21 protein-coding genes are annotated in these 23,401 nt (G+C 55.0%); 10 read left to right on the top strand and 11 right to left on the bottom strand.

Features of this window, described 5'->3' with window-relative positions; genetic code table 11:
* Positions 1-44: 44 nt before the first annotated feature.
* The 4 genes from lpxC to mutT all read left to right on the top strand — a co-directional run bounded on the left by lpxC (position 45) and on the right by mutT (position 4,958).
* Positions 45-962 carry a UDP-3-O-acyl-N-acetylglucosamine deacetylase gene (lpxC, locus tag LRM19_RS11055; RefSeq protein ID WP_008501977.1) on the top strand — a complete coding sequence of 306 codons (918 nt, stop codon included), beginning with the start codon at positions 45-47 and terminating at the stop codon, positions 960-962.
* Positions 963-1,240: 278 nt separating this feature from the next.
* The gene (secM, locus tag LRM19_RS11050) at positions 1,241-1,744 is read left to right on the top strand and encodes a secA translation cis-regulator SecM (protein ID WP_271368828.1); all 504 of its coding nucleotides are present in this window, start codon (positions 1,241-1,243) and stop codon (positions 1,742-1,744) included.
* Positions 1,745-1,802: 58 nt separating this feature from the next.
* Positions 1,803-4,508, top strand: a complete 2,706-nt coding sequence (gene secA, locus LRM19_RS11045; RefSeq protein WP_111964034.1) for a preprotein translocase subunit SecA — start codon at positions 1,803-1,805, stop codon at positions 4,506-4,508.
* 57 nt (positions 4,509-4,565) lie between these two features.
* Positions 4,566-4,958, top strand: a complete 393-nt coding sequence (gene mutT, locus LRM19_RS11040; protein WP_045401031.1) for an 8-oxo-dGTP diphosphatase MutT — start codon at positions 4,566-4,568, stop codon at positions 4,956-4,958.
* 34 nt (positions 4,959-4,992) lie between these two features.
* On the opposite strand, the gene yacG is transcribed toward mutT, so the two are convergent.
* Genes yacG through coaE form a run of 3 tightly spaced genes read right to left on the bottom strand, consistent with a single transcriptional unit; the run spans position 4,993 to position 6,560 of the window.
* Positions 4,993-5,187: a DNA gyrase inhibitor YacG gene (gene yacG / locus LRM19_RS11035; RefSeq protein WP_045401034.1), complete on the bottom strand. Its 195-nt coding sequence runs from the start codon at positions 5,185-5,187 to the stop codon at positions 4,993-4,995.
* A gap of 9 nt (positions 5,188-5,196) precedes the next feature.
* Positions 5,197-5,940 (bottom strand): cell division protein ZapD, encoded by a 744-nt coding sequence (zapD, locus tag LRM19_RS11030; protein WP_047173318.1) that lies wholly within the window; start codon positions 5,938-5,940, stop codon positions 5,197-5,199.
* Positions 5,940-6,560, bottom strand: coding sequence for a dephospho-CoA kinase (gene coaE / locus LRM19_RS11025; RefSeq protein ID WP_271368824.1), 621 nt, complete (start codon positions 6,558-6,560; stop codon positions 5,940-5,942). The genes zapD and coaE overlap by 1 nt, the downstream gene beginning before the upstream one ends.
* Positions 6,561-6,788: 228 nt before the next feature.
* Between coaE and LRM19_RS11020 the strand changes: the two genes are divergently transcribed.
* On the top strand, positions 6,789-7,832 hold the full coding sequence (locus tag LRM19_RS11020; RefSeq protein ID WP_271368823.1) for a GMP reductase: 1,044 nt from the start codon (positions 6,789-6,791) through the stop codon (positions 7,830-7,832).
* 41 nt (positions 7,833-7,873) lie between these two features.
* Here LRM19_RS11020 and hofC read toward each other — a convergent pair whose 3' ends face one another.
* From hofC to nadC, 4 genes are all read right to left on the bottom strand, one after another.
* Positions 7,874-9,058: a protein transport protein HofC gene (gene hofC, locus LRM19_RS11015; RefSeq protein ID WP_115876433.1), complete on the bottom strand. Its 1,185-nt coding sequence runs from the start codon at positions 9,056-9,058 to the stop codon at positions 7,874-7,876.
* Positions 9,048-10,430, bottom strand: coding sequence for a type II secretion system protein GspE (gene gspE, locus LRM19_RS11010; RefSeq protein WP_271368822.1), 1,383 nt, complete (start codon positions 10,428-10,430; stop codon positions 9,048-9,050). Before gspE ends, hofC begins: the two co-directional genes overlap by 11 nt.
* 10 nt (positions 10,431-10,440) lie before the next feature.
* The gene (ppdD, locus tag LRM19_RS11005; protein WP_111964028.1) at positions 10,441-10,878 is read right to left on the bottom strand and encodes a prepilin peptidase-dependent pilin; all 438 of its coding nucleotides are present in this window, start codon (positions 10,876-10,878) and stop codon (positions 10,441-10,443) included.
* A 174-nt stretch (positions 10,879-11,052) separates the two neighbouring features.
* Positions 11,053-11,946, bottom strand: coding sequence for a carboxylating nicotinate-nucleotide diphosphorylase (nadC, locus tag LRM19_RS11000; RefSeq protein WP_271368820.1), 894 nt, complete (start codon positions 11,944-11,946; stop codon positions 11,053-11,055).
* Between the two features lie 87 nt (positions 11,947-12,033).
* On the opposite strand from nadC, the gene ampD reads away from it, so the two are divergent.
* Entirely contained in the window at positions 12,034-12,585 is a 552-nt protein-coding gene (ampD, locus tag LRM19_RS10995) for a 1,6-anhydro-N-acetylmuramyl-L-alanine amidase AmpD (protein WP_115876430.1), read from the top strand.
* A gap of 9 nt (positions 12,586-12,594) precedes the next feature.
* Positions 12,595-13,449, top strand: a complete 855-nt coding sequence (gene ampE / locus LRM19_RS10990) for a beta-lactamase regulator AmpE (RefSeq protein WP_271368819.1) — start codon at positions 12,595-12,597, stop codon at positions 13,447-13,449.
* A gap of 18 nt (positions 13,450-13,467) precedes the next feature.
* Here the strand turns inward: ampE and LRM19_RS10985 are convergent, their stop codons facing one another.
* The 4 genes from LRM19_RS10985 to LRM19_RS10970 form a co-directional block, all read right to left on the bottom strand.
* Positions 13,468-14,418 carry a glycoside hydrolase family 43 protein gene (locus LRM19_RS10985; protein WP_271368818.1) on the bottom strand — a complete coding sequence of 317 codons (951 nt, stop codon included), beginning with the start codon at positions 14,416-14,418 and terminating at the stop codon, positions 13,468-13,470.
* 10 nt (positions 14,419-14,428) lie between these two features.
* Complete coding sequence (locus tag LRM19_RS10980; protein ID WP_271368817.1) at positions 14,429-15,826, bottom strand: glycoside-pentoside-hexuronide (GPH):cation symporter; 1,398 nt, start codon at positions 15,824-15,826, stop codon at positions 14,429-14,431.
* A gap of 164 nt (positions 15,827-15,990) precedes the next feature.
* Positions 15,991-17,361: an aromatic amino acid transporter AroP gene (aroP, locus tag LRM19_RS10975; RefSeq protein ID WP_045355157.1), complete on the bottom strand. Its 1,371-nt coding sequence runs from the start codon at positions 17,359-17,361 to the stop codon at positions 15,991-15,993.
* A gap of 46 nt (positions 17,362-17,407) precedes the next feature.
* Complete coding sequence (locus tag LRM19_RS10970) at positions 17,408-17,635, bottom strand: hypothetical protein (protein ID WP_080337251.1); 228 nt, start codon at positions 17,633-17,635, stop codon at positions 17,408-17,410.
* Between the two features lie 263 nt (positions 17,636-17,898).
* Between LRM19_RS10970 and pdhR the strand changes: the two genes are divergently transcribed.
* The 3 genes from pdhR to aceF all read left to right on the top strand — a co-directional run bounded on the left by pdhR (position 17,899) and on the right by aceF (position 23,342).
* Entirely contained in the window at positions 17,899-18,663 is a 765-nt protein-coding gene (gene pdhR / locus LRM19_RS10965) for a pyruvate dehydrogenase complex transcriptional repressor PdhR (protein WP_008501960.1), read from the top strand.
* 123 nt (positions 18,664-18,786) lie between these two features.
* Positions 18,787-21,450 (top strand): pyruvate dehydrogenase (acetyl-transferring), homodimeric type, encoded by a 2,664-nt coding sequence (aceE, locus tag LRM19_RS10960; RefSeq protein WP_028015529.1) that lies wholly within the window; start codon positions 18,787-18,789, stop codon positions 21,448-21,450.
* Between the two features lie 14 nt (positions 21,451-21,464).
* A complete protein-coding gene (aceF, locus tag LRM19_RS10955; protein WP_271368815.1) occupies positions 21,465-23,342 on the top strand; it encodes a pyruvate dehydrogenase complex dihydrolipoyllysine-residue acetyltransferase in 1,878 nt (625 codons plus the stop codon).
* Positions 23,343-23,401: the final 59 nt, after the last annotated feature.

Here is a 23,401-nt window from a genome sequence, read left to right as displayed (position 1 = left end):
GATATACACTCTCGGTTGGATAGTTAATTTGGCGAGATTATACGATGATCAAACAAAGGACACTTAAACGTATCGTTCAGGCGACGGGTGTCGGTTTACATACCGGCAAGAAAGTCACGCTGACGTTACGCCCTGCGCCGGCCAATACCGGGGTCATCTATCGTCGCACCGACTTGAATCCACCGGTAGATTTTCCGGCCGATGCCAAATCTGTGCGTGATACTATGCTCTGTACTTGTCTGGTGAACGAGCATGACGTGCGGATTTCTACCGTTGAGCACCTGAACGCCGCCCTGGCGGGACTGGGTATCGACAACATTATTGTTGAAGTCGATGCGCCAGAAATCCCGATTATGGATGGCAGTGCTGCACCGTTCGTCTATCTGTTGCTGGATGCTGGCATCGAAGAACTGAACTGCGCGAAGAAATTTGTTCGCATCAAAGAGACCGTTCGCGTCGAAGATGGCGACAAATGGGCTGAATTCAAACCGTACAATGGTTTCTCGTTGGACTTTACCATCGACTTTAACCATCCGGCGATTGACTCCAGCACCCAACGCTATGCGATGAACTTCTCTGCCGATGCGTTTATGCGCCAGATCAGCCGAGCCCGTACGTTTGGCTTCATGCGTGATATCGAATATCTGCAGTCCCGCGGCCTGTGCCTGGGCGGCAGCTTCGATTGTGCCATCGTTGTTGACGATTATCGCGTACTGAACGAAGACGGCCTGCGTTTCGAAGATGAATTCGTTCGTCACAAAATGCTGGATGCTATTGGCGACCTGTTCATGTGTGGTCACAACATCATTGGTGCATTTACCGCGTTCAAATCCGGTCATGCGCTGAACAACAAACTGTTGCAGGCCGTCCTGGCAAAACAGGAAGCCTGGGAATATGTGACCTTCGAAGACGAAGCTGAGCTGCCGCTGGCTTTCAAAGCACCGAGCATGGTTCTGGCGTAACGGTTCACGCCGTTTCGTAAAAAAATCGACTGGTTAACCTGGTACTCTCTCCGACCAGGAAGACCAGTCGTTTTTATTTTTACCCTTCTTAGTTTGCCCCAGCGTTATCTCTTGTTTGTCTTTCGCAGAAAATGTGTGCGTTAGCTGCATTCTTGACCGTTTTTCCCCGCGGCGGCACCTCATTCCTGCTGATGTGCATTGGCTTTAGTGATACTATCTGGGCGCTAAAAGAATAACTGAACTCAGCCTCTGCAAGGCTGGCTTATTGGGTGGAGCAGGTGAGCGGAATACTGACGCGCTGGCGACAATTTGGCAGACGTTACTTCTGGCCGCATCTCTTATTAGGGATGGTCGCGGCGAGCTTTGGGTTGCCTGCGCTCAGCAACAGTGCCGAAGCGGCGACGCCCGCAAAAACCTCCACTACTAAACACGATTTCAACACGCGGGTTAACTTCACTAATCTTGCGTGGCTTGAAGCCAGCCGCCGTCCAAACTTCACCGTCGATTACTGGCACCAGCACGCTATCCGCACGGTTATCCGCCATCTGTCGTTTGCGATGGCACCGCAGGCCATGCCTGTTGCGGAAGAGGCGCTGCCGGTGCAGGCTCAGCATCTTGCCCTGCTGGACACGCTCAACGCGCTGCTCACGCAGGACAGCCAGCCGCCGGTCATAGTTCGTCAGTCGACGCAACGTGAATTTGTTTCACCTGTTTCATTCTCTGTTTCATCCTGGATTAGCCAGGCTCACGGCATTCGCGCCGGGCCGCAACGCCTCAGCTAAATTAACTTTTTCAATACCTTAATTTACCTGCCCACAATGGGGCGTTTGAGAATTTATTATGCTAATCAAATTGTTAACTAAAGTTTTTGGTAGTCGTAACGATCGTACCCTGCGCCGTATGCGCAAAGCAGTTGCCGTCATCAACGGTATGGAACCGGCGATGGAGAAGCTCTCTGATGACGAGCTTAAAGCGAAAACGGCGGAATTTCGTGCGCGTCTGGAAAAAGGTGAAACCTTAGAAAGCCTGATCCCGGAAGCGTTTGCTGTCGTGCGCGAAGCGAGTAAGCGCGTGTTCGGCATGCGTCACTTCGACGTTCAGCTGCTGGGTGGTATGGTGCTCAACGAGCGCTGCATCGCGGAAATGCGTACCGGTGAAGGTAAAACCCTGACCGCAACGCTGCCGGCTTACCTGAACGCGCTGACCGGTAAAGGCGTTCACGTCGTTACCGTCAACGACTATCTGGCGCAGCGTGACGCCGAAAACAACCGTCCACTTTTCGAATTCCTCGGTATGACTGTTGGCATCAACATGTCCGGCCTGCCTGCGCCAGCCAAGCGTGAAGCGTATAACGCGGATATTACCTACGGTACCAACAACGAATACGGCTTCGACTACCTGCGTGACAACATGGCGTTCAGCCCTGAAGAGCGCGTCCAGCGTAAGCTGCACTACGCGCTGGTGGATGAGGTGGACTCCATCCTGATCGATGAAGCGCGTACTCCGCTTATCATCTCCGGCCCGGCTGAAGACAGCTCCGAGATGTACCGTAAGGTCGACAAAATCATTCCACACCTGCTGCGTCAGGAGAAAGAGGACTCGGATACCTTCCAGGGTGAAGGCCACTTCTCCGTTGATGAAAAAGCGCGCCAGGTGAACCTGACCGAACGTGGTCTGGTGAAAATTGAAGAGCTGCTGGTTGCTGAAGGCATTATGGAAGAGGGTGAGTCCCTGTACTCACCGAGCAACATCATGCTGATGCACCACGTGACCGCCGCGCTGCGTGCCCACGCGCTGTTCACCCGCGACGTCGACTACATCGTAAAAGACGGCGAAGTGATCATTGTCGATGAGCACACCGGCCGTACCATGCAGGGACGTCGCTGGTCTGACGGTCTTCACCAGGCTGTGGAAGCCAAAGAAGGCGTGGATATTCAGAATGAAAACCAGACGCTGGCGTCTATCACCTTCCAGAACTACTTCCGTCTGTACGAGAAGCTGGCGGGCATGACCGGTACTGCTGATACTGAAGCGTTTGAATTCAGCTCCATCTACAAGCTGGATACCGTGGTTGTTCCAACCAACCGTCCGATGATCCGTAAGGATATGCCGGACCTGGTGTACATGACCGAAGCGGAAAAAATTCAGGCGATCATTGAAGACATTCGCGAACGTACCGCAAAAGGCCAGCCGGTTCTGGTGGGGACCATCTCCATCGAGAAATCTGAAGTGGTTTCCAACGAGCTGACCAAAGCAGGCATCAAGCACAACGTTCTGAACGCCAAGTTCCACGCTAAAGAGGCGGACATTGTTGCGCAGGCGGGTTATCCGGCTGCCGTGACCATCGCCACCAACATGGCGGGTCGTGGTACCGATATTATGCTGGGCGGTAGCTGGCAGGCTGAAGTGGCGGAGCTGGAAAACCCAACGCCAGAACAGATTGCGCAGATCAAAGCCGACTGGCAGGTTCGTCATGATGCCGTTCTGGCTTCCGGCGGTCTGCACATCATCGGTACAGAGCGTCATGAATCTCGTCGTATTGATAACCAGCTGCGTGGCCGTGCGGGTCGTCAGGGTGATGCCGGTTCATCCCGCTTCTACCTGTCTATGGAAGATGCGCTGATGCGTATTTTCGCCTCCGACCGCGTGTCCGGCATGATGCGTAAGCTGGGGATGAAACCTGGCGAAGCCATTGAGCACCCGTGGGTGACTAAAGCGATTGCTAACGCACAGCGTAAAGTGGAAAGCCGCAACTTTGATATTCGTAAGCAGCTGCTGGAATATGATGACGTGGCTAACGATCAGCGTCGTGCGATCTACACCCAGCGTAACGAACTGCTGGACGTCTCCGACGTGAGCGAAACCATCAACAGCATTCGTGAAGATGTGTTTAAAGCCACCATCGACGCGCATATTCCACCGCAGTCTCTGGAAGAAATGTGGGATATCGAAGGCCTGCAGGAACGCCTGAAAAACGACTTTGACCTCGATCTGCCAATCAAAGAGTGGCTGGATAAAGAGCCTGAGCTACACGAAGAGACCCTGCGTGAACGTATCTTTGAAACCGCGCTGGACGTATACAAGCGTAAGGAAGAGGTCGTTGGCGCTGAGATGATGCGTCACTTCGAAAAAGGCGTGATGCTGCAGACCCTGGATTCCCTGTGGAAAGAGCACCTGGCGGCTATGGACTACCTGCGTCAGGGTATCCACCTGCGTGGCTATGCGCAGAAAGATCCGAAGCAGGAATACAAGCGTGAATCCTTCTCCATGTTTGCGTCTATGCTGGAGTCGCTGAAGTATGAAGTGATCAGCACCCTGAGCAAGGTTCAGGTGCGTATGCCGGAAGAGGTAGAAGCGATGGAGCAACAGCGTCGTGAAGAAGCCGAGCGTCTGGCACAAATGCAACAGCTGAGCCACCAGACCGACGACAGCGAAGCCGCAGCGGCGATCGCCGCGCAGACCGGCGATCGTAAAGTGGGTCGTAACGATCCGTGCCCGTGTGGTTCCGGTAAAAAGTACAAGGCGTGCCACGGCCGCCTGAGCTAAGTTCATAAAAAAACAAAAAGGCGCAGAAATCTGCGCCTTTTTTATGGAAGTGACAATATGAAAATACTGCAAATTGCCGTCGGGATTATTCGCAACCCGCAAAACCAAATCTTTATCACCCAGCGCGCTGCCGACGCCCATATGGCGAACAAGTGGGAGTTTCCAGGCGGTAAAATCGAGTCAGGTGAAACGCCGGAAGAGGCGCTGGTTCGGGAGCTTCAGGAAGAGGTGGGGATCACTCCGCTTGGCGCAACGCTGTTTGATAAGCTTGAGTACCAGTTTCCGGACAGGCACATCACGCTGTGGTTCTGGCTGGTGGAAAACTGGGAGGGTGAACCCTGGGGAAAAGAGGGACAGCCGGGTAACTGGGTAGAGCTTCAGGCATGTGATGCCGAAAAATTCCCGCCAGCTAATGAGCCCGTGATCCTGCGGTTAGTCGCACAACCGTAGGCCTGCTGAGCGAAGCGCCAGCAGGCTTTACAGATTACTGCTGGGTTTCACTCCAGTCATCGCTGTCCGAGAGATCGCCTTTGCTTGGAATGCGTTTCTCTTCCGCCGCCCATTCGCCCAGGTCAATGAGCTGACAGCGCTTGCAGCAGAATGGGCGGAACGGACTGACTTCGCCCCAGACAACGGTTTTACCACAGGTTGGGCAGCTTACGGTGGTGACATCAGACATCGGCACTCCTTAACAACAGGCCAGTTCAAAATCGAGACGTTCCGGCACGGTGCCATTTTCACTGTCCAGCGGCATAAAGCGAATCGCAAAACGGCTCTTATGCCCGGAAATCTGCGGGTAAAGCTGTTCGCCAAGCGATAAATTCAGGCGCAGAAGATCGGCATCATCACCGTTGTCCTGGTAGAAACCATTCAGGCTGGTTTGCTTGCGGAACGGCGCAGAGTTACGTATCAGGTCGAGGATCAGCGACAGCGTCTGGTGCATTGGCTCCAGGCTTGCCAGCCAGCTGTTCACTTGTGCGTCACGCTGCGCCTGTGGCATATGTAGCCACATATGCAGCGTCGGCAGGTCGAAGCTGCAGCAGCCGCCAGGGATGCTCAGACGCTGGCGCACCAGGCCAATCAGGCGGTCTTCGCGCAAAAACTGCCCGACGCGTGGCGCGGCCATCAGGACGGCGCTACTGCTTTTCAACTGCTGGCGGAGCGCGTCGATACGGCTCTGATCTACGCCGGGGACTTCTGTCCATGCCTGCAATTTACGCTGCTGGCGCTCCAGCTCTTTGAGTAATTCTGTGCGGACATCACCGCGTTCAATCACATCCAGCAGATCGCCTACGTTGCGGAAGAAGTGCAATGCGGTGGCATGATCGTTAACCGGCAGATGTTGTGAAAGTTGTTGAATAAGAAATTCGATACGCAGCCAGGTGCGCATTTTTTCATTGAGCGGATGCTCAAAAAGGATGTGTGTCGACATTATAGTTTTTCCTGTGCAACGGCCTGCGCGGCGAACGTCAGATACTGCGCGTGCAGACGGGCAACATCCGATGCAATGGCATCTGGTGCGCCGTTATTATCAATAACATCATCCGCCACGGCAAGACGCTGAGCGCGCGTAGCCTGAGCGGCAAGAATTTGTTCAGCATGCTCCCGCGAAACGCGATCGCGCGTCATGGTTCTCTGGATTTGCGTTTCGGGTTCAACATCAATCACCAGCACCCGATCGGCTTTCTGATGCAGCTGATTTTCCACCAGCAGCGGGACCACCCACAGGACATAGGGCGAGCGGGCTGCGGCTATCTGACGCTGAGTTTCCTGGTGGATGATGGGGTGGAGCAGGGCATTAAGCCAGGCTTTTTCCGCAGAATCAGAAAAAATCCATTCGCGAAGCTGACGGCGATTCAGTGTGCCGTCGGCATTGATGATTGCCTGACCAAAATGTTCTGCTATGGCCTTTAGCGCGGGTGTATTGGGCTCTACCACCTGGCGGGCAATGATATCGGCATCAATAATCGTGATACCCAAACGAGAAAACGCGTCCGCAACGGTACTTTTGCCACTACCGATGCCGCCGGTTAATGCGACGATATACCCCATTAAATCAAATCCTGGGAATTATTCATTATTAAAATCAGTGGATTAAAACTCTCAGGTGCGCCAGCAACTGTTTAGCCCTGTTTACCGGCTTTTGACCAGGTAAATTTATAGGATTGTAGCGTAAAAAAAGAGAATTTCGCAGTCTTGCGGAGCAGGTATTAGTGCGTATGATAGCGTCACTGGAGTTGTGCTTTTAACATATTTGCCTCTAACCCCAGGAATCCGCACATGCGTATCGAAGAAGATCTGAAGTTAGGTTTCAAAGACGTTCTTATCCGCCCTAAACGCTCTACACTGAAAAGTCGCTCAGACGTTGAACTCGAACGTCAATTCACCTTTAAGCATTCCGGTCAGACCTGGTCTGGCGTGCCGATCATCGCTGCCAACATGGATACTGTGGGTACCTTTGAGATGACAACCGCCCTGGCACAGTTTGATATTCTCACCGCCGTGCACAAACATTACAGCCCTGAAGAGTGGAATGCGTTTGTCGCGTCCACATCTGCTGACGTAGTGAAGCATGTGATGGTTTCTACCGGCACCTCCGATGCGGATTTCGAGAAGACCAAACAGATCCTGAACGCTAACCCGGCGCTCAACTTCGTTTGTATTGACGTGGCGAACGGTTACTCCGAGCACTTCGTGCAGTTCGTCAGCAAGGCGCGTGAGGCCTGGCCGACGAAAACCATCATCGCGGGCAACGTGGTGACCGGTGAAATGTGTGAAGAGCTGATCCTCTCCGGTGCCGATATCGTGAAAGTGGGCATTGGTCCGGGCTCTGTATGCACGACACGCGTCAAAACCGGCGTCGGTTATCCGCAGCTCTCCGCCGTCATTGAATGTGCCGATGCGGCGCACGGGCTGGGCGGACAGATCATCAGCGACGGCGGTTGCACCATGCCGGGTGATGTCGCAAAGGCTTTCGGCGGCGGCGCGGACTTCGTGATGCTCGGCGGTATGCTGGCAGGTCACGAAGAGAGCGGTGGTACCGTAGTTGAAGAGAACGGCGAGAAATTCATGCTGTTCTACGGTATGAGCTCTGAGTCTGCGATGACCCGTCACGTCGGTGGCGTAGCAAAATACCGTGCGGCAGAAGGCAAAACCGTGAAGCTGCCTCTGCGCGGCCCGGTTGAAAACACCGCACGCGATATCCTCGGCGGCCTGCGCTCTGCCTGCACCTACGTTGGAGCATCCCGTCTGAAAGAGCTGACAAAGCGTACGACGTTTATTCGCGTTCAGGAACAAGAAAACCGCGTATTCAATAGCCTGTAATGGCTTTCGCTGGCGCATGCCCGTGCGCCAGCCCTGCTGTACTATCCCGCACTCAACGCATCCCCCAGATGGAAAATTGGCAGGTACATTGCCACCACCAGCGTGCCGATGATGACCCCTGTCACAATCAGAAGCACCGGTTCCAGAAGGGCCGCCAGGCTATCTGCTCGTTGAAAGGTCTGTTCCGTGTGATGCCGGGCGAGGTTTGCCAGCATGATATCCAGCGCACCTGATATTTCGCCGGTTCGTAAAAGCTGAATACACAGCGGTGTAAAGATGCCCGCTTTATTAAAGGATGACCAGACGGGGAGACCTTTTTCAATGTCCTCCCGAACGCCACGGAGTATTCCCTGCCAGTACCGACTTTCAACGGTCTCCTCTGCACTCTCCAGGCCCTGTAGAAAGGGGATTCCGGACTGCTGCGTGAGTGACAGCACGGTAAAGATGTGCCCCAGTTTTTGTCCTTTTGCCAGCGCGCCCATCACGGGCGTATACATCAGCATGCGCTGCCAGCGAGGGTTCTGCCGCAGAGCCCAGGCAGTGGCCAAGGGCGCTAATAACGCGGCGAACAACGCGAGGGCATAGGACTGGATAAAGGCGGCCATCCCCATGACCATCTGTGTCAGCAGGGGAAGCGGAGCGTTAAACGTTTTATAGATCGCGGCAAACTCGGGCAAGACCAGGACAACCATCGCCAGCACCACGAGCACGGCCAGCGTCAGGACAATCGCCGGATAGCGCAGGGCTTTTTTTACCTTTGCTCTGAGCTCCTGCTGCGCTTTTTGCTGCTGCGCGAGCTGGCGACAACACTCCTCCAGTTTCCCTGTGAGCTCACCGGTTTTCACCATCGAGACATGCAGTGGGCTAAAAACGGCTGGCCACTTTTTTAGCGACTCAGAAAAGGGGGCTCCCTCACCGAGCTCATCGGCAATACTTTGCAGCAGTGCCTGCCACGGTTTTAACGGATGTTGCTCTGCCAGCATCTGCAGGCTGTGGGACAACGTCAGCCCGGCCTGCAGAAGCGTTGCAAGCTGGCGAAACATCTCGTAGCAGTGATGTGGCCGCCAGCGGTGTTGCTGAGCGCATCGGGTCAGCGTCAAAGGATGGAGATCGCTCCGCACTAGCCGGGTGAAGGCGGCATTGCGGTCTGTGGCCCAGAGTGTCCCGCTTCGGAGTTCACCTTCTTTGGTGAGCGCTCGCCAGCGCCAGAGTTGATTAGCCGCCATTTGGCATTCCCAGCACGCGCACCAGTTCTTCGAGCGTGGTCAGCCCTTGTTCGACGGCCATGCAACCGTGCTCGAAAAGAGAAATCATTCCCGCCTGCCGGGCGCTCGCTTCTATCACTTCTGTTCCCGTTCCGCTGGCAATGGCCTGCCGCAGCGCATTGTCGACCGCGAGTACTTCAAAAATAGCCACGCGGCCATAAAAACCGTGATAACAGCGATCGCAGCCGGTGGACTGCCAGCGAGGAAGTGGTCTGGACCATACGGCGCGCGGTAATTCAGCATGCTCGCTGGCTTCCCGACGACAATGTGGGCACAGGCGCCGGACCAGTCGCTGGGCAATCACCATCGACAGCGCGGAAGATATCATCCAGCGCGCGACGCCCATCTGCTCCAGTCGAATCAGGGTTTCTGCCGTCGAGTTGGTGTGCAGCGTTGAAAGTACCAGATGACCGGTCTGGGCGGCATTAATGGCAATTTCTGCCGTTTCACCGTCACGGATTTCGCCGACCATAATGATGTCGGGATCCTGACGTAGCAGCGCCCTTAACACGCTCTGGAATGTTAAACCCGCCCGGGGATTAATCTGCGTCTGGTTTAAACCCGCAAGGGGGATCTCAATGGGATCCTCCACGCTGCATATGTTGACGTCAGGGGTGTTACGCGCCTGCAGCGCGCTGTACAGCGTCACGGTTTTGCCGCTGCCGGTAGGGCCGGTGACCAGAATCAGCCCCTGCGGCTGGTGGAGCACCTCGTTGAAACGGGCCAGTTGTTCAGCACTCATACCAAGCGCTTCAGGCTCAAGGGCCTGCTGAACCTGATGCAAGAGACGCAGCACAATTTTCTCACCACCGCTGCAGGGAAGCGTCGCGATCCGAAATGAGACCGGCTCGTTTGCCAGCTCAATCGTAAACTGACCGTCCTCGGGCAAACGACGTTCTGCAATATCCAGGTTACCTAGCACCTTTAAACGTGCGCTGAACAGGCTTGCCAGTTCAGCGGCAAGGGGAGGCTGAGGGCAAAGTACGCCGTCGATACGTAAACGAATCTGGCACGCGTGCTCCATCGGTTCGATATGAATATCAGAGGCGCGTCGGTTGATTGCCTGCTGCAGCGTGTGGTTGAGGACATCAACTGTTGAGTATGTTTGCGTAATGCCGGGCAGATGTGATTGGGACGTTAGCTGCCGGTGTTTTTCCATGCGCTCAGCGCTCCAGCACTCAATATCAATTCGTTTCTGGGTCGCGAAGCGCAGCGCCTCCATGAGTTCAGCCGCGGGGCTTCCCACGACGGCAATGCTGACCATGTCACTGTCGCTGGTGAGCAGCAGCGCGCGGTGGCGCAGACAAAGCGCCACGAGTTGCTCGGTATTCATTATCCGCTCCTCAGTTGTTGTCGAAGCGGAAAACGTCTTCGCAGGCCTGTTTCAGGGCGCTATCAGCACCGATCTTACAGTCGCGCGTCCAGCCCGTCATACCGTTGCCGTCGTTCCACCGTGGCGTCATGGTTACCGTCAGCCCGTTAAGACTCTCCTGTCCTGTTAAGGTCACGGTCCCTTTTGCCACGCTCATTCCTGAAACGTAGCGTGTCGTGGTGGGGGAAGGAATACCGTTACTGCCGGCATCGCAGCTCTCCACGCCTCCGTGATCCAGTGCGCAAAGCTCAATGGCCGTGCGGTAAGGAACGAAGGTTTGCAGCATATCGGTCAGCGCCGCTTTGCGCAGGTAGTTCTGATAGGCTGGTACGCCGATGGCGCTCAGAATCGCGATAATGCCGATGACCACCATCAGCTCAATGAGAGTGAATCCGTGTTGTCTGTTCATATCTGCTCCTTACGTTTAGTGGCGCTACTCTGTCAGCGCGAAAGGGCAGATACGAGGGGCAAAAAAGTGAACGGGAAAGCACATTCAGAGAATTTATGCCGCGTTGCAGGGAAGAACAGCGGATATGCGAGCGGGGCTGAAATTCCCCTCTCCGGGCGGAGAGGGGAGAATGCATTATTTGAAGCGCATTGAGAGGTCGAGGGCGCGAACGTGTTTGGTCAGCGCGCCGACGGAGATGTAATCCACGCCGGTTTCGGCGAATTCACGGATCGTTTCGAAGGTGACGTTCCCGGACACTTCAAGCTGGGCCCGGCCGTTAGTCAATTTTACCGCCTCGCGCATCTGCTCGGTTTCGAAGTTATCGAGCATGATGATATCGGCCCCGGCCTTAATCGCCTGCTCCAGCTCGTCCAGGTTTTCCACTTCCACTTCAACCGGCACGTCCGGATGCAGCCAGAAGGCCTTCTCCACCGCCTGACGCACGGAGCCTGAGGCAATAATGTGGTTCTCTTTAATCAGGAAGGCGTCGGACAGGCCCAGACGATGGTTTGCGCCACCGCCGCACAGCACCGCATACTTCAGCGCCGTGCGCAGGCCCGGCAGCGTTTTGCGGGTATCCAGCAGCTGGGTGCTGGTGCCTGCCAGCAGGTCAACGTAGCGACGTACTTCACTGGCGACACCAGAGAGCGTTTGTACAAAGTTGAGCGCGGTACGTTCGCCAGTCAGCAAGACGCGGGAAGGACCGTCCAGTTCAAACAGCGGCTGGTTTGCCGTAATCGCATCGCCGTCTTCAACGTGCCAGATAATCTGCACATCATCACCCGCCAGTTGAGTAAAGACCTCTTCAACCCAGCGCTTGCCGCAAAAAACACCCTCTTCGCGGGTGATAATGACCGCGTGGGAGCGCGTCTCTTTCGGCAACAATTGTGCGGTAATATCCTTTTCGGCATTAACATCACCGCCCAGATCTTCTTTCAAAGCATGGGAGACGCTTGCCGGAATATCCATATTAATACGTTCCAGAAGCGCTTCACGTCGGTGGTCGGGGTTGTAGCGGCGAGGCGGCATGATAAAACTCCAAATTGGTAACGAATCATAATATTGAAACATGCTACTCTGAACCGAGTCATTGCACCATACAGAAGGAGTTCCAGCATGTTGTTAGAAAACGGATGGCTGGTGGATGCGCGGCGTGTGCCCTCGCCGCACCACGATTGCCGCCCGGAGGATGAAAAGCCCACACTGCTGGTGGTTCATAATATTAGTCTCCCGCCGGGTGAATTTGGCGGCCCGTGGATTGATGCGTTATTCACGGGAACGATTGATCCCGATGCTCATCCCTTCTTTGCTGAAATTGCACATCTGCGCGTATCGGCTCACTGCCTGATTCGTCGCGATGGTGAAGTGGTTCAGTATGTTCCTTTTGATAAGCGCGCCTGGCATGCCGGGGTGTCGGTGTATCACGGGCGCGAGCGGTGCAATGATTTTTCTATCGGGATCGAACTGGAAGGCACGGATACCACGCCCTACACCGATTCACAGTATCAACAGCTAGCGGCTGTGACCCGCACGCTTATCGGACTTTACCCGGCAATCGCCGACAATATTACCGGGCACTGCGATATTGCCCCGGCGAGAAAAACCGATCCCGGCCCGGCATTCGACTGGCCCCGCTTTCGCGCCATGCTCACCGCGTCGTCAGAATAAGGAGATACCATGACGTTGTTTACCATGCTGCTGGTCATCATCGCTGAACGCCTGTTCAAGCTCGGCGAGCACTGGCATCTGGATCACCGGCTGGAGGTGCTTTTCCGCCGGATTAAGCATTTTTCCATGTTGCGCACGCTGCTGATGATGGCAGGGATGATGGTTATTACGTTCCTGCTCCTGCGCTCGCTGTACGGACTGTTTTTCAACGTGCCGCTGCTGGTGGTGTGGATCCTGCTCGGCGTGCTGTGCATTGGTGCGGGCAAGGTGCGTTTGCACTATCACGCCTACCTGAAAGCCGCCTCCCGTGACGATGCCCATGCGCGCGGTGCCATGGCGAGCGAGTTGACGATGATCCACGGCGTGCCGCCGGACTGCGACGAGCGCGAGTTTCTGCGCGAACTGCAGAACGCGCTGCTGTGGATTAACTTCCGTTACTACCTGGCGCCGCTGTTCTGGTTTGTGGTAGGCGGCCCGTGGGGACCGGTCTTGCTGATGGGGTATGCGTTCCTGCGCGCCTGGCAGACCTGGCTTGCCCGCTATCTGACGCCGCATGAACGCCTGCTGTCCGGCATCGATGCCATCCTGCACGTGCTAGACTGGCTCCCGGTGCGTCTGGTGGGCGTGGTTTACGCGTTAATTGGCCACGGTGAAAAAGCGTTGCCCGCGTGGTTTGCTTCTCTTGCCGATCGCCATACGTCGCAGTATCAGGTGCTAACGCGTCTGGCGCAGTTCTCGCTGGCACGTGAGCCGCATACCGACAAGATTGAAACGCCGAAAGCCGCTGTCTCCATGGCGAAGAAAACGTCGTTTGTGGTGGTGGTTATCGTGGCGCTGCTGACTATCTACGGCACGCTGGTGTAAGCCAGCGCGCCGCAAAGTCTAAAGCGTATCCGCGGGCGGGATGCCGAAATCAGGCATCCCGTTTTCATTCCAGCGGACAAGCTTCAGGCGGGTATGGCGATTCGGATCGTACAGCGGATCGCCCTCAATTTCGGTGTAATTCCGCGCGTGATACACCAGCACATCGCCCCCTTCCGGCATTTGCGTAAAGCTGTTATGGCCCGGGCCGAACTGGCGGTTTTCGTAGCTGGTCACGAATACGGGATGCGGAGATTTTTGCCAGTTCAGTGGGTTTTGCGGATCCGCGTTCAGGTCTATCCACAGCAGCCCCATGCAGTAGTTCTCGTCGGTAGCGCTGGCGGAATAGCTGATAAACAGCTTATCGCCGTGAACCAGTACCGCCGGGCCTTCGTTGACCCAAAACCCGCGACACTCCCAGTCGTATTCCGGCTTGCTGAGCATCACCGGCTCGCCTTTCAGCGTCCACGGGTTCGCCATTTCACACAGATAAAGGTTGGAGTTCCCGGTGATATCCGGCGCTTTTTGCGCCCACAGATACCAGCGTTTCCCCTGATGCAAAAAGGTGGTGGCGTCCAGGGCGAAGGTATCGAAAGGCGTTTTGATCTGCCCTTTTTCCACCCACGTGCCGGTAAGCGGATCGCTGTCGGCACATTCAATGGCAAACATGCGGTGCTGGAACATCCCGAGCGCGTCGAGCGCCTGGGTGTGCGCCGCAGCAAAATAGATGTACCACTTCCCGTCAATGTAGTGCAGTTCCGGCGCCCAAATCAGCTGGCTCATTGATCCGGTCTCGGGTTTACGCCAGACCACCACTTCTTCGGCATGACGTAAGCCTTCCAGCGACGCTGCGCGGCGGATCGCCAGCCTGTCGTACTCCGGCACGGAGGCGATAAAATAGTACTGCCCCTCGTGATGTAAAATGTACGGATCGGCGCGTTGTTCGATAAACGGGTTTGGCCAGGTTTGCATTCGGATTTCCTTATTTAGTCTCAGCAGCTTTCAGTTCCTGATAATCGTTCAGCTCTTGATAGTTGTTGCGGCGTTTTTCCAGATCGGACTGGATCTGCTTCATGGTTTCACGATCCACCTTCAGCAGTCGTACTACACCCGCGGTAATTAAGTATCCAATGCCGGGAATGACGGTAAAGAGCAGCACGATCCCGTTAATGGCGTCCGCGCTCTGCGCTTTTGCTCCCGCATCATAACCGTACCAGGAGAGCAGGAAGCCGACCATCGCTCCGGCAATCGCTAGCCCCAGCTTCAGGAAGAAGATGTTGCCGGAGAAGCTGATCCCGGTGATGCGCTTACCGGTCTTCCACTCGCCGTAGTCGTCCACGTCGGCCATCAGCGACCAGTGTAGCGGAGACGGGATCTGGTGCAGGATGTTCAGCAGGAAGTAGAGCACCACGATGGTGACGGTGGCTTTCGGGTCGAAGAAATAAAAGGCGCAGGAGAAAATCGCCAGCACGATATTGGTCCAGAAGAAGACCTTTAGTTTGCACCAGCGGTCGGTCAGCACTTTTGCCAGCATGCTGCCGAGCATCATGCCGACGACGCCCAGGCTGATAAACAGCGTGGCGAAATGAGTGCTCTGACCCATCACCCAGGTCACGTAATACATGGTGGCCGCCATGCGGATAAAGCCCGGGCAGACGTTGCAGAGCGTCAGCAGCAGAATGCGCACCCACTGGTCGTTTTTCCACACGTCTTTCAGGTCATTTTTCAGCTGGTCATTGGTCTGCACCGCCGGACGCACGCGCTCGCGCACGGTGGCGAAGCAGAACAGGAACATGCATGTGCCAATCAGCGCCAGAACGGTCATCGCCATCTGGTAGCCTTTGGCTTTGTTGTCCCCGCCAAACCAGTCGGCCATCGGCAGCAGCGTTAATGAGAGCAGCAGCGTGGCGATGCCGACCAGCACGAAGCGATAGGACTGGCAGGCCACACGTTCTTTTGGATCGTTGGTGATCACCCCGCCCAGCGAGCAATAGGGGATATTGATGGCGGTATAGGTAAGCGACAGCAGGAAATAGGTGACAAACGCATAGATAACTTTGCTGTTATAGCTCCACTCAGGCGTGGTGAACATCAGGATGCTGAACAGCGCGTAGGGGAAGGCGATCCACAGCAGCCATGGACGAAACCGGCCATATTTGCTGCGGGTACGGTCAGCAATCGCGCCCATGATCGGGTCCGTTACGGCGTCAATCACGCGCACGGAAAGCAGCAGCACGCCGACCAGCGCAGGGGCGAGGCCAAAAATATCCGTATAAAAATAGTTAACAAACAACATGATGGCGCCAAAGATGATGTTGCATCCCGCGTCGCCCATCCCATAGCCGATCTTTTCTTTTACTGACAGTTTGTTGTTATCCATCGACAGCTCTCCGGTTTACGGTATGGAGAGAATTATTTGCTGGCGAAGGAATATATGCGTTGCAGTATCAGGGCGGTGATATGGATAAATGCGCTGTGGACGTGAAAGTGTGAAGGAGGTAACAACGCGCGGCACCCGCAAAAGCAGGTGCCGCGAAGAGAGGCTTAGTGTGCCTTCATGGCATTACGGCTTTTCTGACTGAACAGATAGCCCACGCCCAGGATCGCAATCCAGACCGGGATCAGGTAGACGGAAATCGCCATACCCGGGGTGATCAGCATAATCACCAGCACGGCTGCCATAAACAGCAGGCAGATCCAGTTACCCAGCGGATAGAGCAGGGCAGGGAAGCGCGTGGTGACGCCCTGCTGCTGTTTTGCGCGGCGGAACTTCATGTGCGCCAGGCTGATCATCGCCCAGTTGATGACCAGGGCAGAGACCACCAGCGCCATCAGCAGGCCAAACGCCGATTCCGGTGCCATGTAGTTAATGAGCACGCACAGCGCGGTTACGACCGCCGAAACAAGAATCGTGTTTACCGGCACGCCGCGCTTATCGACGTTGAGCAGCGCTTTTGGCGCGTTACCCTGCTGGGCCAGGCCGAACAGCATGCGGCTGTTGCAGTATACGCAGCTGTTGTAAACGGAGAGCGCGGCGGTCAGCACCACGATGTTCAGGGCGTTGGCGACAAAGGTGTCGCCCAGCTCGTGGAAGATCAGCACAAACGGGCTAGTGTCGGCGGTGACGCGCGTCCACGGCAGCAGGGAGAGCAGCACGGCCAATGAGCCCACATAGAAGATCAGAATGCGGTAGATAACCTGATTTGTGGCTTTCGGGATGCTCTGCTCAGGGTTGTCGGCTTCAGCAGCGGTGATGCCCACCAGTTCCAGGCCGCCAAAGGAGAACATAATGATCGCCATCATCATCACCAGGCCGGTCATGCCGTGAGGCAGGAATCCACCCTGTTCCCAAAGGTTGCGCACCGTGGCCTGAGGGCCGCCGTTGCCGCTGAACAGCAGCCAGCCGCCGAAGATAATCATCGCCACCACGGCAATGACCTTGATGATGGCAAACCAGAACTCCATCTCCCCGAACACTTTAACGTTGGTCAGGTTAATGGCGTTGATAATGACGAAGAAGGCCGCAGCAGAAGCCCAGGTTGGGATTTCGGGATACCAGAACTGAATGTATTTCCCGACGGCGGTCAGTTCGGCCATGGCAACCAGAACGTACAGCACCCAGTAGTTCCAGCCCGAGGCAAAACCGGCAAAGCTGCCCCAGTACTTATAGGCAAAGTGGCTGAAGGAGCCTGCGACCGGCTCTTCCACGACCATTTCGCCCAGCTGGCGCATGATCAGAAAAGCAATGAAACCCGCAATCGCGTAACCCAAAATAATGCCCGGACCGGCAGACTGGATAACGGATGCGCTGCCCAGAAACAGGCCGGTACCAATCGCACCGCCCAGTGCGATGAGCTGAATATGGCGGTTTTTAAGCCCGCGCTTTAGCTGATCGCCGTGCTGTTGAGCTTCCATTTGAAACCTCGTGTGTGGTTGTTATGTTCACGCTGAGCGTGTGTAATTATGAAAATCCATATTCTGTATTTATTTCTTTACGGTTAACGAGACCGAAAAAAGCGGAGGTGACTTCCGTAAGCGCCAGAATAGTGGTAAGTGCCTGCGAATGCACCTGCTTTATGAAGGGGTGATGACGACTTGAATAAAAAGAAAGCATTTGTAAATCGGCCCGCTCGTTGTTACTCACCCAACCTATAGAATAGAAATGCGCCTTAAGTGGGCGAATTTTCATTATTTGCTTTGTTGAATCGCTTCAGATTGCAAAAACCCTCGTTTCATTATGGTTAAAACTCCCTCTTTGGGGGTAATCAACTCATTTGTGCAAAGTTACATTTCTGAAACGTTATTTCTGTAAGGTTGTTAAAATGTGCAGGGTTTACTGATTTCAATCAAAACCAATATGGACAGAAGGTGAATACTTTGTTACTTTAGCGATACGAAATAGAAATTGGTAAGACCAATTGACTCCGGGCAAAAAGGCGTAAGACAGGGAATATGGCCTACAGCAAAATTCGCCAACCAAAACTATCTGATGTGATTGAGCAGCAGCTGGAGTTTTTAATCCTCGAAGGGACTCTGCGCCCGGGTGAGAAACTTCCGCCAGAACGCGAGCTGGCAAAACAGTTCGACGTTTCACGTCCTTCTCTGCGTGAGGCGATTCAACGTCTCGAAGCAAAGGGCTTGCTGCTTCGTCGCCAGGGCGGCGGAACCTTTGTGCAAAACAGCCTGTGGCAGAGCTTCAGCGATCCGCTGGTAGAACTTCTCTCTGACCACCCAGAATCCCAGTTTGATCTGCTTGAGACCCGTCACGCGCTGGAAGGTATTGCGGCCTATTACGCCGCCCTTCGCAGCACTGATGAAGATCGCGTGCGTATCCGTGAACTGCATCAGGCCATTGAACGGGCACAGCAGTCCGGCGATTTAGACGCCGAGTCCAGCGCCGTCGTCCAGTATCAAATCGCCGTCACCGAAGCGGCCCACAACGTGGTGCTCCTCCATCTGCTACGCTGCATGGAGCCGATGCTGGCCCAGAACGTTCGTCAAAATTTTGAATTGTTGTATGCCCGTCGGGACATGCTCCCACTGGTAAGCAACCATCGCACCCGAGTATTCGAGGCGATAATGGCCGGGGAACCGGAGCAGGCGCGCGAAGCGTCGCACCGCCATCTGGCTTTCATTGAGGAAATCTTGCTGGACCGCAGCCGTGAACAATCGCGTCGCGAACGTTCATTACGCCGCATACAGCAACGAAAGGATTAAGCGCCAGGTACTTTTAGAGCGCGGCAACTAAACGCAGAACCTGTCTTATTGTGTTCTTGCCCAAGAGCACAATGGGACAGGTTCCAGACAAATCAACGTATTAGATAGATAAGGAATACCCCCATGTCAGAACGTCTCCAAAATGACGTGGATCCGATCGAAACTCGCGACTGGCTACAGGCGATCGAATCGGTCATCCGTGAAGAAGGTGTTGAGCGCGCTCAGTATCTGATTGATCAGCTGCTTTCTGAAGCCCGCAAAGGCGGCGTGAAGGTTGCTTCAGGTGCAGGGGCTAGCAACTACGTAAACACGATTGCCGTCGAAGACGAACCGGAATACCCGGGCAATCTGGATCTGGAACGTCGTATCCGTTCTGCAATCCGCTGGAACGCCATTATGACCGTTCTGCGCGCATCCAAGAAAGACCTGGAACTGGGTGGCCACATGGCGTCCTTCCAGTCTTCTGCGACCGTTTACGAAGTGTGCTTCAACCACTTCTTCCGTGCAGCGAACGAGAAAGACGGCGGCGATCTGGTGTACTTCCAGGGCCACATCTCTCCGGGCATCTATGCACGTGCATTCCTGGAAGGTCGTCTGACTGAAGAGCAGATGAACAACTTCCGTCAGGAAGTTCACGGTAAAGGTCTGTCTTCTTACCCGCACCCTAAACTGATGCCTGAATTCTGGCAGTTCCCGACCGTATCTATGGGTCTGGGCCCAATCGGTGCGATCTACCAGGCGAAATTCCTGAAGTATCTGGAACACCGTGGTCTGAAAGACACCTCTGAGCAGACCGTATACGCCTTCCTGGGCGACGGCGAAATGGATGAGCCAGAATCCAAAGGTGCGATCACCATCGCAACCCGTGAGAAGCTGGATAACCTGTGCTTCATCATCAACTGTAACCTGCAGCGTCTGGATGGTCCGGTAACCGGTAACGGCAAGATCATCAACGAACTGGAAGGCATCTTCGCAGGTGCTGGCTGGAACGTGATCAAAGTGATGTGGGGTTCCCGTTGGGACGAACTGCTGCGTAAAGACACCAGCGGTAAACTGATCCAGCTGATGAACGAAACCGTTGACGGTGACTACCAGACCTTCAAATCCAAAGACGGTGCCTACGTGCGTGAGCACTTCTTCGGCAAATATCCAGAAACCGCAGCCCTGGTTGCAGACTGGACTGATGAGCAGATCTGGGCCCTGAACCGCGGTGGTCACGATCCTAAGAAAATCTACGCTGCACTGAAAAAAGCGCGTGAAACCAAAGGTAAAGCGACTGTAATCCTGGCCCACACCATTAAAGGTTACGGCATGGGTGATACCGCAGAAGGTAAAAACATCGCTCACCAGGTTAAGAAAATGAACATGGACGGTGTGCGTTATATCCGCGACCGTTTCAACGTTCCAGTCACCGATGAGCAGGTAGAAAACCTGTCTTACATCACCTTCCCGGAAGGTTCTGAAGAGCACAAGTACCTGCACGAACGTCGTCAGGCGCTGAAAGGCTACCTGCCAGCTCGTCAGCCTAACTTCACCGAGAAGCTGGAACTGCCAGCGCTGGAAGACTTCTCTCAGCTGCTGGAAGAGCAGAACAAAGAGATCTCTACCACTATCGCTTTCGTTCGTGCTCTGAACGTGATGCTGAAGAACAAGTCGATCAAAGATCGCCTGGTGCCAATCATCGCCGACGAAGCGCGTACTTTCGGTATGGAAGGTCTGTTCCGTCAGATCGGTATCTACAGCCCGAACGGCCAGCAGTACACCCCGCAGGACCGTGAGCAGGTTGCATACTACAAAGAAGACGAGAAAGGTCAGATCCTGCAGGAAGGTATCAACGAGCTGGGCGCAGGCGCATCCTGGCTGGCTGCTGCGACCTCTTACAGCACCAACAACCTGCCGATGATCCCGTTCTACATTTACTACTCCATGTTCGGGTTCCAGCGTATCGGTGACCTGTGCTGGCAGGCAGGCGACCAGCAGGCTCGCGGCTTCCTGATCGGTGGTACTTCCGGTCGTACGACCCTGAACGGTGAAGGTCTGCAGCACGAAGATGGTCACAGCCACATTCAGTCTCTGACTATCCCTAACTGTATCTCTTACGACCCGTCTTACGCGTACGAAGTGGCTGTCATCATGCATGACGGTCTGCAGCGCATGTACGGTGAAGCGCAGGAGAACATTTACTACTACATCACCACCCTGAACGAAAACTACCACATGCCGGCAATGCCAGCAGGCGCCGAGGAAGGTATCCGTAAAGGTATCTACAAACTCGAAACCATCGAAGGTAGCAAAGGTAAAGTTCAGCTGCTGGGCTCCGGTTCTATCCTGCGTCACGTTCGTGAAGCAGCGCAGATCCTGGCGAAAGACTACGGTGTCGGTTCCGATGTGTACTCTGTTACCTCCTTCACTGAACTGGCGCGTGATGGCCAGGATTGTGAGCGCTGGAACATGCTGCACCCAATGGAAACCCCACGCGTTCCTTACATCGCTCAGGTGATGAACGACGCGCCAGCGGTGGCGTCTACTGACTACATGAAACTGTTCGCTGAGCAGGTTCGTACTTACGTTCCAGCTGATGATTATCGCGTACTGGGTACTGACGGCTTCGGTCGTTCTGACAGCCGCGAAAACCTGCGTCACCACTTCGAAGTTGATGCTTCTTACGTGGTTGTAGCAGCACTGGGCGAACTGGCTAAACGTGGCGAAATCGATAAGAAAGTGGTTGCAGACGCAATCACCAAATTCAACATCGATGCAGAAAAAGTTAACCCGCGTCTGGCGTAAGAGGTAAAAGAATAATGGCTATCGAAATCAATGTACCGGACATCGGGGCTGATGAAGTTGAAATCACCGAGATCCTGGTCAAAGTAGGCGACAAAGTTGAAGCTGAACAGTCGCTGATCACCGTAGAAGGCGACAAAGCCTCTATGGAAGTCCCGTCTCCTCAGGCTGGCATCGTTAAAGAGATCAAAGTCTCTGTTGGCGATAAAACCGAGACTGGCAAACTGATCATGATTTTCGATTCCGCCGACGGTGCAGCAGCTGCTGCACCTGCGCAGGAAGAGAAGAAAGCCGCTCCGGCCGCCGCTGCTCCAGCAGCTGCCGCAGCTGCAAAAGAAGTGAACGTGCCGGATATCGGCGGTGACGAAGTTGAAGTCACTGAGATCCTGGTGAAAGTGGGCGATACCGTTGCGGCAGAGCAGTCACTGATCACCGTAGAAGGCGACAAAGCCTCTATGGAAGTGCCGGCTCCGTTCGCGGGTACCGTTAAAGAGATCAAGATCAACACCGGCGACAAAGTGTCTACCGGCTCCCTGATCATGATCTTCGAAGTGGCGGGTGCTGCCCCTGCTGCCGCGCCTTCACAGGCCGCTGCTCCGGCTTCTGCCGCAGCACCAGCCGCTGCTGGCGGCGCGAAAGACGTTAACGTACCGGACATCGGCGGTGACGAAGTTGAAGTCACCGAAGTGATGGTAAAAGTGGGCGACAAAGTTGCCGCTGAACAGTCACTGATCACCGTTGAAGGCGACAAGGCTTCTATGGAAGTCCCTGCGCCATTCGCGGGTACCGTTAAAGAGATCAAAATCAGCACCGGCGACAAAGTGTCTACCGGCTCTCTGATCATGGTCTTCGAAGTGGAAGGCGCTGCGCCTGCCGCTGCTCCGGCTGCCGCGGCTGCTCCGGCTCAGGCTGCTAAACCAGCCGCTGCCCCTGCTGCAAAAGCAGAAAAATCAGAGTTCGCTGAAAACGACGCTTACGTCCACGCTACCCCGCTGATTCGTCGCCTGGCGCGCGAATTCGGTGTTAACCTGGCGAAAGTGAAAGGGACCGGCCGTAAGGGTCGTATCCTGCGCGAAGACGTTCAGACCTACGTGAAAGACGCGGTGAAACGCGCCGAAGCTGCACCAGCTGCAGCCGCTGGCGGCGGTATCCCGGGCATGCTGCCATGGCCGAAAGTGGACTTCAGCAAGTTCGGCGAAATCGAAGAAGTGGAGCTGGGCCGTATCCAGAAAATCTCTGGTGCGAACCTGAGCCGTAACTGGGTGATGATCCCGCACGTTACGCACTTCGATAAGACCGATATCACCGATCTGGAAGCGTTCCGTAAACAGCAGAACGCCGAAGCTGAGAAGCGTAAACTGGACGTGAAATTCACCCCAGTGGTCTTCATCATGAAAGCGGTTGCTGCGGCTCTTGAACAAATGCCACGCTTCAACAGCTCCCTGTCCGAAGACGGCCAGAAGCTGACGCTGAAGAAATACATCAACATCGGTGTTGCGGTTGATACGCCAAATGGTCTGGTTGTTCCGGTCTTCAAAGACGTGAACAAGAAGAGCATCACTGAGCTGTCCCGTGAACTGACCGTGATCTCCAAGAAAGCGCGCGATGGTAAGCTGACTGCCGGCGAAATGCAGGGCGGCTGCTTCACTATCTCCAGCATCGGCGGCCTGGGTACCACCCACTTCGCGCCGATTGTGAACGCGCCGGAAGTGGCTATCCTCGGTGTGTCTAAGTCCGCGATGGAGCCGGTGTGGAATGGCAAAGAGTTCGTACCGCGTCTGATGATGCCAATCTCTCTGTCCTTCGACCACCGCGTGATCGACGGTGCTGATGGTGCGCGCTTCATCACCATCATCAACAACATGCTGAGCGACATTCGCCGCCTGGTGATGTAATCGAAAAGCCGGCCAGTCGGCCGGCTTTTTTCTGATAATCTCATGGTGTTTGTGAGGTT

The organism is Enterobacter sp. PI-10, from assembly GCF_027947695.1.
Taxonomy (GTDB): domain Bacteria; phylum Pseudomonadota; class Gammaproteobacteria; order Enterobacterales; family Enterobacteriaceae; genus Enterobacter; species Enterobacter vonholyi.
The sequence above is the reverse complement of the archived record's forward strand: the minus strand, read 5'-3'. Positions and strand labels throughout refer to the sequence as shown.